The sequence below is a fragment of the Enterococcus sp. HY326 genome, from assembly GCF_026157065.1.
GTDB lineage: Bacteria > Bacillota > Bacilli > Lactobacillales > Enterococcaceae > HY326.
In genome coordinates this window covers 116009-129469 of sequence record NZ_JANLGQ010000001.1, presented here as the reverse complement: position 1 = coordinate 129469, position 13461 = coordinate 116009, and the positions used below count along the sequence as shown (strand labels likewise).

The 13461-nt window shown below is 38.8% G+C and carries 13 protein-coding genes; 8 read left to right on the top strand and 5 right to left on the bottom strand.

All coding sequences use genetic code 11. The features are described 5' to 3' along the window. The gene (locus ORH16_RS00635; protein WP_265456644.1) at window positions 1-1986 is read left to right on the top strand and encodes an amylo-alpha-1,6-glucosidase; all 1986 of its coding nucleotides are present in this window, start codon (window positions 1-3) and stop codon (window positions 1984-1986) included. 13 nt (window positions 1987-1999) lie between these two features. Further along, entirely contained in the window at window positions 2000-3340 is a 1341-nt protein-coding gene (locus tag ORH16_RS00630; protein WP_265455301.1) for an MFS transporter, read from the top strand. A 132-nt stretch (window positions 3341-3472) separates the two neighbouring features. Here ORH16_RS00630 and ORH16_RS00625 read toward each other — a convergent pair whose 3' ends face one another. The 4 genes from ORH16_RS00625 to ORH16_RS00610 are packed head-to-tail and all read right to left on the bottom strand — an operon-like array spanning window position 3473 to window position 6403. Beyond that, window positions 3473-4102: an ECF transporter S component gene (locus ORH16_RS00625; RefSeq protein ID WP_265455299.1), complete on the bottom strand. Its 630-nt coding sequence runs from the start codon at window positions 4100-4102 to the stop codon at window positions 3473-3475. Between the two features lie 15 nt (window positions 4103-4117). Then, window positions 4118-4666 carry a phosphopantothenoylcysteine decarboxylase gene (gene coaC, locus ORH16_RS00620; RefSeq protein WP_265455297.1) on the bottom strand — a complete coding sequence of 183 codons (549 nt, stop codon included), beginning with the start codon at window positions 4664-4666 and terminating at the stop codon, window positions 4118-4120. Further along, on the bottom strand, window positions 4663-5412 hold the full coding sequence (coaB, locus tag ORH16_RS00615) for a phosphopantothenate--cysteine ligase (RefSeq protein ID WP_265455295.1): 750 nt from the start codon (window positions 5410-5412) through the stop codon (window positions 4663-4665). Before coaB ends, coaC begins: the two co-directional genes overlap by 4 nt. Before the next feature lies 1 nt (window position 5413). Next, window positions 5414-6403, bottom strand: coding sequence for a YhdH/YhfP family quinone oxidoreductase (locus tag ORH16_RS00610; RefSeq protein WP_265455293.1), 990 nt, complete (start codon window positions 6401-6403; stop codon window positions 5414-5416). 413 nt (window positions 6404-6816) lie between these two features. Between ORH16_RS00610 and ORH16_RS00605 the strand changes: the two genes are divergently transcribed. From ORH16_RS00605 to ORH16_RS00585, 5 genes are read left to right on the top strand one after another with little or no spacing between them, the layout of a single operon-like run. Beyond that, window positions 6817-7359, top strand: coding sequence for a helix-turn-helix domain-containing protein (locus ORH16_RS00605; protein ID WP_265455291.1), 543 nt, complete (start codon window positions 6817-6819; stop codon window positions 7357-7359). A gap of 24 nt (window positions 7360-7383) precedes the next feature. Beyond that, complete coding sequence (locus ORH16_RS00600; RefSeq protein WP_265456642.1) at window positions 7384-8469, top strand: ABC transporter ATP-binding protein; 1086 nt, start codon at window positions 7384-7386, stop codon at window positions 8467-8469. Between the two features lie 11 nt (window positions 8470-8480). After that, entirely contained in the window at window positions 8481-9293 is an 813-nt protein-coding gene (locus ORH16_RS00595) for an ABC transporter permease (RefSeq protein ID WP_265455290.1), read from the top strand. After that, the gene (locus ORH16_RS00590) at window positions 9290-10129 is read left to right on the top strand and encodes an ABC transporter permease (RefSeq protein WP_265455288.1); all 840 of its coding nucleotides are present in this window, start codon (window positions 9290-9292) and stop codon (window positions 10127-10129) included. Before ORH16_RS00595 ends, ORH16_RS00590 begins: the two co-directional genes overlap by 4 nt. Continuing rightward, complete coding sequence (locus ORH16_RS00585) at window positions 10129-11202, top strand: ABC transporter substrate-binding protein (RefSeq protein ID WP_265455286.1); 1074 nt, start codon at window positions 10129-10131, stop codon at window positions 11200-11202. Before ORH16_RS00590 ends, ORH16_RS00585 begins: the two co-directional genes overlap by 1 nt. Window positions 11203-11430: 228 nt before the next feature. On the opposite strand, the gene ORH16_RS00580 is transcribed toward ORH16_RS00585, so the two are convergent. Next, window positions 11431-12489, bottom strand: coding sequence for a zinc-binding dehydrogenase (locus tag ORH16_RS00580; RefSeq protein ID WP_265455284.1), 1059 nt, complete (start codon window positions 12487-12489; stop codon window positions 11431-11433). A gap of 541 nt (window positions 12490-13030) precedes the next feature. Here ORH16_RS00580 and ORH16_RS00575 point away from each other — a divergent pair. Then, the gene (locus ORH16_RS00575; RefSeq protein WP_265455282.1) at window positions 13031-13270 is read left to right on the top strand and encodes a nuclear transport factor 2 family protein; all 240 of its coding nucleotides are present in this window, start codon (window positions 13031-13033) and stop codon (window positions 13268-13270) included. Window positions 13271-13461 lie beyond the last annotated feature (191 nt).

Here is a 13461-nt window from a genome sequence, read left to right as displayed (position 1 = left end):
ATAAGAATGGAAAAAACACAGGCGAGATGGTTATGGTATCCAGGAGATTTTGAAATACGACAAGGATTATTGCAAAACTTTTCGAGGGAGGAACGCGGCTTTGACTGGCCTGCTTACTGGTATCAAGATGATTGTCATAGAAATGTGAAATTTAAAAGATATTATGACTTGAAGGAACGTACTGAATTTATTGTCCACGGGATTGGAATTGGTTATGTTGAAATTAATGGGGAAAAATTTCCTTTAGAAACAAAACTGATTTGTCCTGCTGGAAAGAATAAAATCCGGGTATTTATCGGTAATCTCAATGAATTGCCGACGATTTATATAGAAGGGGAAGTTGTAAAGAGTGATGCTGGCTGGCAAGCTAGCAGTTTTATCCAAGAATTGCCAGCTGGTTGGAGCGAAATGTTTTACTCTCAAAACCAAAATCCAAATGAGATTGTATATACGGAAATGGATTGTGACTGGCAAGAAAAGACAGAGGTTAAGGGTGGAACGCTCTTTGATTTTGGTCGAGCAGTCTTTGGAACTCATCGTTTCACTAAATTGGTAAGTAAAGCACCAGTTACTATCTGTTATGGTGAGTCTGAAGCGGAAGCTTTGGATGTTGATATGTGTTATTACAAAGAAAATAAAGCAATTGAAACAACAGTGCCAAGAAAAAGAGCTTTTCGCTATCTATTTATTCCTGAAGTTGTCCCAGAAAATGTCGATATTATAGCTATGCACCAATACTTACCTATCAACAAAAGGGCGCAGTTTGCGTCCAATAGCTCTTTAGTCAATAAAATTTGGCAAGTGTCTGAGGAGACATTTAAACTCTGTAGCGATTTATTTTTTATTGATGGTATTAAGCGAGACCGCTGGATTTGGTCTGGGGATGCGTATCAATCTTATTTAATCAATCAATATTTATTTTTTGATGAGGATATCAACAAGCGGACTATGCTAGCATTAAGGGGACAAAATGAAATAAAACAACATATGAACACCATTGTTGACTACTCTATTTTATGGTTGATTGGAATTGAAAATCACTACATGATGACTGGTGATGAGGAATTTTTAGCACAAGTCTACGAAAAAATGTTAACCATGATGAATTACCTTGAAAAGCAGACGAATGAATTGGGCTTTATTTATGGGCGAGAAAAGGATTGGATTTTCATTGATTGGTCTGAAATGGATAAAGAAGGGACACTTGCGGCTGAACAAGTCCTGCTGTTAAAAGCTTATCAATCAATGGCTCATTGCGGTGCTATTTTAGGAAAAAAAGTCAGCCACTACGAAGAAGCTTTTGATAAGCTGAAAAAAAATCTGATGGAATATTTCTGGGATGCCGAGCTGGGTTCATTTATTGATTCTTATGAATCTGGAAACCGTCATGTGACTCGTCACGCAAATATCTTTGCAGTATTGTTTGATTTTCTTTCAGAAAAAGAAGAAGCCAGTGTACTAAATAATGTTTTATTAAATGATGATATCACACAGATTACAACGCCCTATTTTAAATTTTTTGAGCAAGATGCGCTATGTAAACTGGGAGAAACTAAAACCGTTTTTACTATTATTCAAGAGTATTGGGGAGGCATGCTGAAAAGAGGAGCTGTTACTTTTTGGGAAGAATTTAATCCAAATGAGCTTGGGGATGATGCATATGAGATGTATGGAGATCCATTTGGTAAAAGCTTGTGCCACGCATGGGGGGCGAGTCCGATTTACTTGCTTGGACGCCATTTTGCAGGACTAAAACCAACTAGCCCAGGTTATGAATCTTTTGAAGTAGTGCCTAATTTGACCGAATTCGATGAGGTTTCTTTCACGTTACCTGTAAAGAACGGGCAAGTGACAATTGAGAAAAAAGGTGATGAGATTGTCATCTTTGCTACAAGAGATGGCGGGACTGTAGTGTTTAATCAACAAAACTATACTTTAACTCAGAACGAACCTTTAAAATTGTTGCAAGCCCAAGTCGTATTATAAAGGAGCTGATAGCATGACATTGAAAGAAAAAGCTGGTTTTGCCCTAGTAAATTTAGGAAATATACCAGTTATGACGCTACTCAATACTTATTTGCTAATCTTTTATACAGATGTTGTCGGGATTAGCCCGGCAACAGTTGCGACTTTATTTTTAGTTTCTAGGTTAATGGATGGCTTAACCGACCCAATTATGGGATTTCTAATTGACCGTTTTCCTAAGACTAAGTTTGGCAAATACCGACCTATTTTAATTCTAGGTACAATAATCTGTTGTATAAATTACTTATTAGTGTGGTTTGCACCACTTTTAATCCCACAAGCAAAAGTTTTAGTAATCGCTGTTTCTTATTTATTGCTGGGAGTCACCTTTGATATGATGGATATTCCCTTGAATAGTCTTATTCCTGTTCTTGCCAAAGAAGACAATCAAAGAAACATTTTATCTTCGATTAAGGGAGTCTCGTATACAGTTGGGCCTACGTTGTTAAATATTATAGCGCCGCTAACAATTGCTGGTTTTGCTAGTAAATTGCAAGGGTATATTGTTTTGATTACTGGCACCGTCATCACCGTTTTGTTCTTTACAATCGTAGGAGCGATGAGTGTCAAAGAGAAATCAGATTTTGACAGCGCCAAAGATGGAGAGAAACAAGAAGGAAAAACAAAATATAGTTTTTCTGATATGGTGAAAATTATTAAAATTCCGTCAGTCTTTACTTTGTTTTTGTCAATGCTACTTGTAACAGCAGCGAACAATATATTTAGTGGTTCTATCTTGTATTATGTCACCTATATTTTAGGTGACGAGCGAGTTTTTAGTTTAGCTAGCTTGATAGGCATGTTAGGTGCAGTAATTGCTGGAAGTCTGGTTCCCAAATTAGCCAAAATATATGGTAAACAAAAAGTTTACACCATAGCTTTACTTATGAATGGCTTGATTTTATTGGCAGTAATTGTATTGAATCACAATTTGTTGATGTTTTATTTGATGTACTTAGTTGTTCAGTTTGGTTTAGGTTTAATCAACACTATTCAATATAGTATATCCGCTGAAAATGTTGATTTGATTCATCAAGAATTAGGTATTCAGACAGCCGGACTCATTGCTTCCTTAAATTCATTAATTATGAAGTTTGCTATGGCAGTTGGGGGAGCAGTTCCTGGTTTTATCTTAAGTATTTTTGGTTATGTTGCTAATCAAAGTCAAACAGCTAGAAGTAATTTGGGAATCGTCATTGCTACGTTTATGATACCTTTTGTTCTTTATGTACTAACAGCGATTGTTTTTGCAGCCGTTATGCGAAAAGCTAAGAAGAAAACTCTGTTGGTAAAAAAAGAAATACTTACAAATTAGAAAAGACTGTAGATAAAAATCCTGTAATGAAAGTTCTAGATTGAACTTCTATTACAGGATTTTTTTTAATTTGAAAGAAATGTTTTATCTGTTTCTTTACCACTGAAGTTTGGTCTATCTGTTCCCAGCCACCTAAAATTCAGGATTCCGCACCACTCTAAACAAAACAGCGGTCACAGCGGCTGTTGCAATTCCGGCAACAATCGCTTCAGGAATTCCATTGGCAAAAATTACGCCAAGGATGACGCCATATAAAGCAGTGCCAGCTTCACCCATCAATTCTGAATAAGGCTGTTGGAAAAGGAAATAAATGAAGTTCATAACTAAAATCGTATTGACCAAGGAGCCGGCAACGCCCGCAATTCCTAAAGTTAGCGGCTGCTTTTTCCCCTTTAAGTGCTTGTTAAGAGCTTTAAAGACAAAATAGGGGACAACACCAATTAAAATGCGGGGCAAAATCGAAACGATTAGGGACAGCAGGCTACCATGTTCACTCCCGTATAAAGGAATAAAGGGCGTAAAGGCAAAGGATAATGGATTTGGAATCACGGTGTTGCGGATAATACTGGTGATACCAAAGACACCGCCGAGAGCACCGCCGATTTTCGGCCCAAGAATAATCGACCCGATAATAACCGGAATGTGCATCGTCGTCGCATTCATAAAGCCTAGATTAATATAGCCTAATGGTGTCACCGCCAATAAAATCATGATGGCTAAAAACATCGCTGTTAAAACAAATTTTTGTGTGTCGCGTTTCATTTTTTAATCCTTCCCCTAAACCGGTGTGCCTAAATTTTTTAACACTTGGTCAACAATATCCTTTGTAGTTGCCAAGGCGCCCCGACCAAAATCACCGCAGGCTAAGAGGGCTTCTCGCGGATCAATTTCTTGATAGCCGTCCGTTTTTAAGATGGTTAAGTTCCGCTGCATGGCAGGATTTTGATACATATATGTATTCATGGCAGGCGCAATTAATTTCGGTACTTCTGACTTGATAGCTAGAGCCGTTGTTGAAAGCAAATCATCAGCGATTCCGTTTGCTAATTTACCGATAATATTTGCTGATGCCGGCGCAATTAAAAATAAGTCGGCCCGTTTTGCAAGCTCGATATGATTAATTAAAGCCGGATCTGGTTCCACCATCACATCCGTATGCACCCGGCGATGAGAGAGAGATTGGATGGTTAAAGGCGTAATAAATTCTTGGGCACTCTTGGTCATCATCACATCCACTTGAAAACCAAGTTTTGTTAATTCATTGGTGATTTCGGCTGCTTTAAAGGCGCTGATGCTGCCGGAAACTCCTAAAAGAACTGTTTTCATTTTGCCTGCCTCGTTTCTAAAATTTTTGCCATCAATAAGTCGGCAATTTCTGGTTTGGTAAAAGCTTCTGTCACGCTGCCGTCTTTTGCTAAGAGGTAGCCGTGGTGTTGATCACCGGAAATTTCCGTCAAGTCATTGGCTAGAATAAAGTCTGCATGATTTTTCTTTAAAGAGGCTGCAGCCACCGCCACTAATTCTGCTGGCGGTACTGCAACTAATAATTTAAAGCCGATTAAAATTGTTTCAGGTTGAATCCTTTTTATTTCCGCAATAACCTTCGGCGTTTTTTGTAACGTTAAAATTAATCGCTGGGTATCAGAAGAAATTTTAGTTTCTGTTGACGGTGTCTGACTCAAGCTATCAAAGAATTGTTCCAGACCAGCTGTTGTCAGCTCAGGTTTTTCTGTTAACATTTTTTCGATTAAGGCGGCCTGTGAAAAGGCCGCCTCACCGGTGAAATCACTGACCGCCATACTGTGAATCACGGCATCATAGTGATTTTTGCTCATTAAATCCGTTAGCATTTTTAGTAAACCCGCTGTGTCGGAAATCCAAAAGGTTTCCAAGCGGGGATTTTTTTGTGCCTGTAAAGCCGTTGGCGTGGTGATATAATCCACTTGCCAATCGGTTTTTGCCAAAATTTGAGTGACAATCGTTTGTCCTAAGCGGCCGGTTGACTGATTGGTAATAGAACGGACTTGATCAATCGGCTCGGTGGTGCCGCCGCCGGTGATTAAGATTCTCATGTTAGTCCACCGCGATTTTGACAACACTGCGGCCTTCATGGGTGCCGCCTAAAAGTGCTTCAAAAGTCGCAGGCAGTTCATCAAAGGCAAGTTCATTGACTTTCAAAACATCGGCTACATTTAAATCAGTTGCCAGGCGTTGCCAAATCTGTTGCCGTTTTGCCATTGGGGTATTAACAGAGTCAATACCTAAAAGTTTTACGCCTCGTAAAATAAAAGGCAGGACAGTTGTATCTAACTTGATGCCGCTAGCGTTACCACATAAAGCCATTGCTCCGTCATATTGAATTTGCGGAATTAAGGTGCTAGCTAAAGCGCCGCCGACTGTGTCAATCACGAAATCAAAATTTTGTTTGTTCAAAGCTTTTGGTTTTTCAGGGATTAGGCTGTCTGGCGTGACAATTTCAGTTGCGCCTAAGTCAGTTAACCAATTTTTAGCAGAGTCTTTGCGGGAAACAGCAATTACATGCTCAAAGCCTAATTTTTTTAACATAGCAATCGCAATACTACCGACACCACCACTAGCCCCAGTAATTAAAATGCGGCTGTCTTTTTTCGCACCAGCTTCTTCGATTCCTTGAACTGCTAAAGCTGCAGTGAAGCCGGCTGTCCCAAATTTCATAGCATCTTTTAAAGTTAAGCCTTCAGGTAAAGGCACGACCCACTCAGCGGGCACCTTTTGAATTTGGCTGTAACCACCGGGATGGCTGACACCAAAGCCGTAGCTAGTGACAATAATTTCTTGTCCCATTTTGAAGTCGGGGTCTTGGCTATCTAAAACAACGCCGCTGGCATCAATGCCCGGTACCATCGGGTATTGACGGATAACGCCGCCTTTTTCAATGCTGGCTAAGGCATCTTTGTAATTTACGCCAGAATATTCAACTTTAAAGGTGACATCGCCGGTCGGCAAGTTTTCAGTTGACAACGTTTCTTTTTCTAGAGTAAAAACTGGTTCATCTTTGACCGTTAAAGCTTCGTAGTGTTTCATTTCAAAAACTCCTTTTATTTTTTAATTATTGGCGACTGTTACATCAGTCAATCTAATTCCAACTAGCCAAACGTTTCCATTTAAAGCCGCAAAATAAAAAAATTATGCTAGCATTCAGTAGAAATGCTACTTTAAAAAGTAATTTGTTCGGTCAGCTTCACTAGAAAAAGCCTAAATAACAGCCTGTGGATATTTTTTTTAATTGTAACATAATTTTGTAGGCTTCTTCTTCGTTTTAGCTTAGTTTCTCTAAATATTTAGAATTTCATTTTTGCAGTAAATAAACTAAACACTTCAAAAAAAGTTTAACAAAGTCCTTGTTTTTTTGGCAAAAATTCGTATACTGTTATAGGGACTAAAAGTAAACTGAAAGTTTAGTATTAGAAAACTTTTTTGGTTTTTGGAGGAAAAAAATGCAGATTGGCGAAAAAATTCGCAATTTACGGGTCCAAAAAAATTTAACGTTAGAGGAACTTGGGGAGCGAACAGATCTCACCAAGGGCTATATTTCTCAATTAGAACGGGACTTAAGCTCGCCTTCGATGGAAACTTTTTTTTCAATTTTAGAAGTGCTAGGGGTCACGCCGGAGGAATTTTTTAAAGAGGAAACGGCGGGGCGCAAAGTCCATTATAAAAAAGAAGAGGCCACGAAATACTTCGATGAAGAAAACGGCTATGAACTGGAATGGCCGATTCCCGACTCCAATGAAAAGGAAATGGAGCCGGTCTTAGTGACTTTTCAAGAAAGCGGCGAGTATAAACAATTTCCACCATCACTTTCTGAGAGTTTTATCTATGTCCTGCAAGGCTCGATTGAACTACGGCTAGGAGAAACTCGTTATTTCGCAAAAAAAGGTGAGTCGCTGTATTACGAGGCGACTGAAAGTCATCAAGTTTTAAATCACAGCCGCGGTAAAAGTCGTATTTTAATTGTGGCGACGGAATCATATTTATAAGAAAAAATAAATTTAGGGGGCGCAATCGTGGGGACAATTATTACCTTTAACGAGATTGTTAAGAGTTACGAGGATGAAAAAGTTTTAAAAAATATCAATTTTGAAATTGAAGAAGGCAAATTTTACACGCTGCTAGGACCTTCCGGCTGCGGCAAGACCACGATTTTGCGAATTATTGCCGGCTTTACTGAAGCGACTAGTGGCGATGTTCTTTTTGAAGGCCAGCGAATCAATGATATCCCGGCCAATAAGCGACCGGTCAACACGGTCTTTCAAGATTACGCTTTGTTTCCCCATATGAATGTTTTTGAAAATGTCGCTTTTGGTTTAAAAATAAAAAAATTGTCTAAAAACCAAATTACCCAAAAGGTTAATGACGCCTTGAAAATGGTACAGCTGGCGGGATATGAAAATCGTGAAATCTCTGAGATGTCTGGCGGACAACGGCAGCGGGTGGCGATTGCCCGGGCGATTGTCAACGAACCGAAAGTTTTATTATTGGATGAGCCTTTGTCTGCTTTAGATTTAAAATTGCGGACAGACATGCAGTATGAATTGCGGGAATTACAACAGCGCTTAGGCATTACCTTTATTTTTGTGACCCATGACCAAGAGGAAGCTTTGGCGATGAGTGATGAAATTTTTGTTATGAACAAAGGTGAAATTGTGCAAAGCGGAACACCGGTGGATATTTATGATGAGCCGATTAATCATTTTGTCGCCGATTTCGTTGGTGAAAGCAATATTGTCAATGGCACGATGATTGAGGATTATTTAGTGGAATTTGTCGGCAAACGCTTTGAATGTGTCGATGGCGGTATGCGGAAAAACGAACCGGTGGAGATTGTGATTCGACCAGAGGATTTATCTTTAACAACACCAGAGATGGGTAAACTGATGGTGGAAGTTGATACCCAATTATTCCGAGGCGTCCATTATGAAATTATTTGTTATGACGAGCAGGGCAACGAGTGGATGGTGCATTCAACGAGAAAAGCCAAAGAGGGTAGTAAAATTGGTCTTTCCTTTGAGCCAGAAGACATCCATGTGATGCGCTTTAATGAATCTGAAGAAGACTTCGATGCCCGCTTAGAAAGCTATGAAGAGTAGGAGGCAGCAAGATGACTAGTATGAAACGTTTTTATTCGATTCCTTATTATATCTGGCTGTTGTTTTTTGTAATTGCCCCGGTACTCTTGATTGTCTACCAATCTTTTTTTGATACTAATGGTGCCTTTACTTTAGCAAATTATCAGCGCTATTTTACTTCTTCGACTTATTTATTGATGACATTGAATTCAATTTGGTACGCTTTTTTAATAACCTTATTCACTTTATTGGTCAGTTATCCCATGGCTTACTTTTTAACAAAATTAAAACATCGCCAGCTGTGGTTGATGCTAGTTATTTTACCGACGTGGGTCAATTTATTATTGAAGGCCTATGCCTTTATTGGTATTTTCAGTTTGCATGGCTCGGTCAATAATTTTTTGAGCGTGTTTGGCATTGGACCAGAGCAGATTTTATTTACAGATTTTAGCTTTCTTTTTGTAGCGGCCTATATTGAGCTGCCTTTTATGATTATGCCGATTTTTAATGCGTTAGAAGAAATTAATCCTAGCTTAATTGCTGCTAGTCGTGACTTAGGAGCAAATGGAGTTGAAACCTTCCGGCGGGTAATTTTTCCGCTATCTTTAAATGGAGTGAAAAGTGGTGTTCAAGCAGTCTTTATCCCGTCACTTTCCTTGTTCATGTTGACCCGTTTAATCGGTGGCAATCGAGTTATCACTTTAGGTACGGCAATTGAGGAACATTTTTTAGTAACGCAAAACTGGGGTATGGGGAGTACGATTGGCGTGATTTTAATTATCGCCATGTTTGGTGTGATGGCCCTCACCGGTGAAAAGAAAAAACGAGGAGGCGAGTTTAAATGAAAAAGAAATTTCGTTGGTCCAATTTGTATATCGCCATCGTTTTTCTCGTGTTGTATGCACCGATTTTTTATCTGATTTTTTATTCCTTTAATGATGGCGGCAGTATGAATGGCTTCACTGGTTTTACTTGGGACAATTATGCGGCAGTTTTTGCTGACACGCGTTTATTAATCATTGTGCTGGAAACCTTCATGCTGGCCTTTTTATCCGCTTTGATTGCGACCGCTATCGGAACGTTTGGCGCAATGGGGATTTATTACACAAAAAAACGGCGCCAAAGAAACACCTTGTTGAGCTTTAATAATATTTTACTGGTTTCTCCGGATGTTATTATCGGCGCTAGTTTTTTGATTTTTTTCACTTTTATCGGCACGCTTTTCAGTGGCTTTAGTCTAGGTTTTTTAAGCGTTCTGCTGTCACATATTGCCTTTAGTATTCCAATTGTTGTGCTGATGGTTCTGCCAAAATTACAGGAAATGAATGACTCGATGATTGATGCCGCCCGCGATTTAGGAGCGAATAATTTTCAAGTCGTCAAAAATATTATTCTACCCTTTTTAACACCGGGCATTATCGCTGGCTATTTTATGGCCTTCACGTATTCTTTAGACGATTTTGCGGTAACTTTCTTTGTAACCGGCAACGGTTTTACCACCCTTTCTGTGGAAATTTATTCCCGGGCTCGCCAAGGCATCAGCCTAGAAATTAATGCTCTAAGCACATTAGTCTTTATCTTCTCGATGATTTTAGTCTTAGGCTATTATTTTATCAGTAAGGACAATACCTCGAAAAAAGTTCGTCGCAATCGACGACAACAGGAGGTGACTGATTTCTAATGAGAAAATTATATTCTTTAGTCATTGGAATTATTGCGGTGATTGCTGTTTTACTTTTAGGAATTAATCAGCTGCAGCGCTCCAGCGGAATGGCCGGTGCCGATGTGGTGACAATTTATAATTGGGGGGATTATATCGACCCTGAGTTGCTGACTAAATTTGAAGAGGAATACGGCTATCAAGTCAATTATGAAACCTTTGATTCAAACGAAGCTATGCTGACTAAAATTCAACAAGGGGGTACTGGCTATGATATCGCCATCCCTAGTGAATATATGATTCAACGTATGATGAGCGAAGACCTGCTGACAAAATTAGATTTGAGTCAAATCGTTGGCTTGGAAAACATTGCTCCTCGCTTTTTAGATCAAAGCTTTGATCCAGGCAATAACTATTCAATTCCTTATTTCTGGGGAACATTAGGGATTATTTACAATGATAAAATGGTCAACGCAGAAGATATTCAGCACTGGGACGACTTGTGGAATCCCGCTTTAAAAAATAATGTTATGCTGATTGATGGTGCCAGAGAAGTGATGGGGCTCGGTTTGAATAGTTTGGGCTACTCTTTAAATAGTAAAGAGATGAGTCAGCTAAATGAAGCCGCTGCTAAATTAAACACCTTGACCGGCAACGTCAAAGCGATTGTCGCCGATGAAATTAAAATGTATATGATCAATGAAGAGAGCGCCGTTGCGGTAACTTTTTCTGGAGAAGCCGCTGAAATGCTTTCTGAGAATGAACATCTCCATTATGTTATTCCCGAAGAAGGCTCAAATCTTTGGTTCGATAATATCGTGATTCCTAAAACAGTTCGCAACGAACAAGGCGCCTATGATTTTATCAATTTCATGTTAGAACCAGAAAACGCCGCTCAAAATGCTGAATACATCGGCTATGCGACCCCAAATTCGGTAGCTGAAGCGATGCTACCGACAGAAATTTCCGGTGACAAGCAATTTTATCCAGATGATGATACCTTGTCCCATCTTGAAGTTTATGAAGATTTAGGCTCAGAGTATTTGGAAATTTACAATGATTTATTTTTAGAATTCAAAATGTATCGCAATTAATGGCGAAAAATGAAAAAGGTACACAACCAGCACAGCTTCAAGCATGGTGCTGGTTGTGGCTCTTTTTATTGCAGTCAATCTACAAAAAATAACCGCAAAAGAGAAAAAGCTAACGCTCGTTCTCTTTTACGGTTTATTTTTCGTTGTGGCATCTTGATAGATTTTAATACAAATTTCTAATTAAAACACTTTAAAAAGAAAGTTCAAGTAATTTTTTCTATCCAAAGTTTAGTCAGTAAAACTGCTATCAACAACGACCATTGACTTGATTGTTTTGCGTTCTTGCATATCTTCATAGGCTTGGTTAATATCATCCAACGCATAAGTTTGGGTGAAGACCCGACCAGGATTAATATCGCCTTCAAGAACTGCCTTTAATAAAACTTCTTTGTCATAGGTCGTCACAGAAGCTGAGCCGCCGGCAATCGAAATGTTTTGGGCAAAGGTTGAGCCAATTGAACGATTATTATAATGAGGTACACCGACATAACCGATGCGACCGCCATTATGCAGGACACCTAAAGCTTGTTCAATTGCAGCTTCAGTTCCAACACATTCTAACGCAGCATCAGCGCCGCCGCCGAGAATTTCCCGAACTTTGGCAATGCCTTCTTCACCACGTTCGGCGACAACAGCAGTTGCTCCAGATTGTAGGGCCATTTCTTGACGATCTTTGTGGCGACTCATCAAAATAATTTGTGAAGCGCCATGCATTTTGGCAGCAATCACAGCACATTGACCGACAGCACCGTCACCAATAACAACGACTTTATCGCCTCGTTCAACATGGGCGCAGCGGGCAGCATGGTAACCAGTTGGCATAACGTCAGCCAAAGTTAACAATGATTTTATCATGCCTTCAGTATAATCTGATGGTTGGCCGGGAACTTTTACTAAAGCCCAGTTTCCATAATGGAAGTTAACATATTCAGATTGGAAACCATTAGACCAGTTTGTTGCCCCTTTATGACGGTCACAAGTTCCATCAAAACCGGCACGACAAGCGTCACATTCACCACAGCCATGGGTAAATGGCACGATGACAAAATCTCCTGGTTTAACAGTGGTAATATCTGAGCCAATTTCTTCGACAATCCCCAATGCTTCATGGCCATCATTTACAGAATGGGCTTCTTTATTATCGCCGTGAGCATAAGACCACAAGTCAGAGCCACAGACACAGGCACGAACAATTTTGATGATAACATCATCAGTTGCTTGCAAACTTGGTTTTTCTACTTCTTCAACACTTACTAATCCAGCTTTTTCAAAAATTGCTGATTTCATCTAATTCCTTCTTTCTTGTTCCGATTAAATATAGTTTACCTGTTGAAGTGGACTCTAAGTCAAGAGGGAAATTGAAAAAAACAGGAAATAATTTTTGACAGCAATTTGTTGCGGTTATTCAGCAGTATTTTCCCTGCGAGTATATGAGTCTTCATTTTGAAGAATAATCTTGTTAAGACGAAATGCCAAATGAGGATTTCAAAGAACAATCAGTGCTTTATTTTCTTTAAAAAAAAGATGTTATTTAGCTAAAATATTAAGAAAATCTAAATTGTCGATTATTTATTCTTGCATTAAAGTTCACTCCAAACGTTATTCTCTTCTCACGAAAGAAAATGTTTCTAGTTAAAAAGACGGTCAGTAACTAAAGATTATGTGATGGTAAATTATTTGATTTTAAATGGAGAGTGGCAGCGTGACAACTAGTGAAATGAAAACTATTTTTGATTTAAAAAATGAAGCGATAGTCAAAAACGATTTTGCAACTCTAAGCACCCTGTTCAATAGAAATTACCTTATTTAGGATTTAATCGGTGTTTCTTTGAAGCGAGATACTTGGTTTCAGCTGATTGAACAAGGCTTAATGGCTTATAAAACTATTAAAATTCATAATGTAACAATTGAAGTCAATAATCAACAGGCGGTAGCCCACTATCAGTCGGTTATGACCGCTGACTTTCTTGGTTATGAAAGTCATTGGCAATTTTATAATACAGATATTTTTGTAAAACAAGCAGATACATGGCAATTATCTGAATCACAATCCCCCATCTACTACTGATTAAAAAAACTAATTGATTTGCACAAGATGCCAAAAGAAAAATGTAGATTCAAAAAAAGGAGAAATGTCTGATGAACTTATACCAAAGATTAAAAAAATTGTGGCAACTAGCTGCCACCTATGATTGTTTTTAAAAGAAGCCTTTGATGAAAATATTAAAGTGAACAAGTAAAAATTAAGGAGTATAAAAT

Coding starts and splice junctions, on each gene's coding strand:
- ORH16_RS00630 (WP_265455301.1), top strand. CDS start 2,000: ATGACATTGAAAGAAAAAGCTGGTTTTGCCCTAGTAAATTTAGGAAAT.
- ORH16_RS00625 (WP_265455299.1), bottom strand. CDS start 4,102: ATGAAACGCGACACACAAAAATTTGTTTTAACAGCGATGTTTTTAGCC.
- coaC (WP_265455297.1), bottom strand. CDS start 4,666: ATGAAAACAGTTCTTTTAGGAGTTTCCGGCAGCATCAGCGCCTTTAAA.
- coaB (WP_265455295.1), bottom strand. CDS start 5,412: ATGAGAATCTTAATCACCGGCGGCGGCACCACCGAGCCGATTGATCAA.
- ORH16_RS00610 (WP_265455293.1), bottom strand. CDS start 6,403: ATGAAACACTACGAAGCTTTAACGGTCAAAGATGAACCAGTTTTTACT.
- ORH16_RS00605 (WP_265455291.1), top strand. CDS start 6,817: ATGCAGATTGGCGAAAAAATTCGCAATTTACGGGTCCAAAAAAATTTA.
- ORH16_RS00595 (WP_265455290.1), top strand. CDS start 8,481: ATGACTAGTATGAAACGTTTTTATTCGATTCCTTATTATATCTGGCTG.
- ORH16_RS00590 (WP_265455288.1), top strand. CDS start 9,290: ATGAAAAAGAAATTTCGTTGGTCCAATTTGTATATCGCCATCGTTTTT.
- ORH16_RS00585 (WP_265455286.1), top strand. CDS start 10,129: ATGAGAAAATTATATTCTTTAGTCATTGGAATTATTGCGGTGATTGCT.
- ORH16_RS00580 (WP_265455284.1), bottom strand. CDS start 12,489: ATGAAATCAGCAATTTTTGAAAAAGCTGGATTAGTAAGTGTTGAAGAA.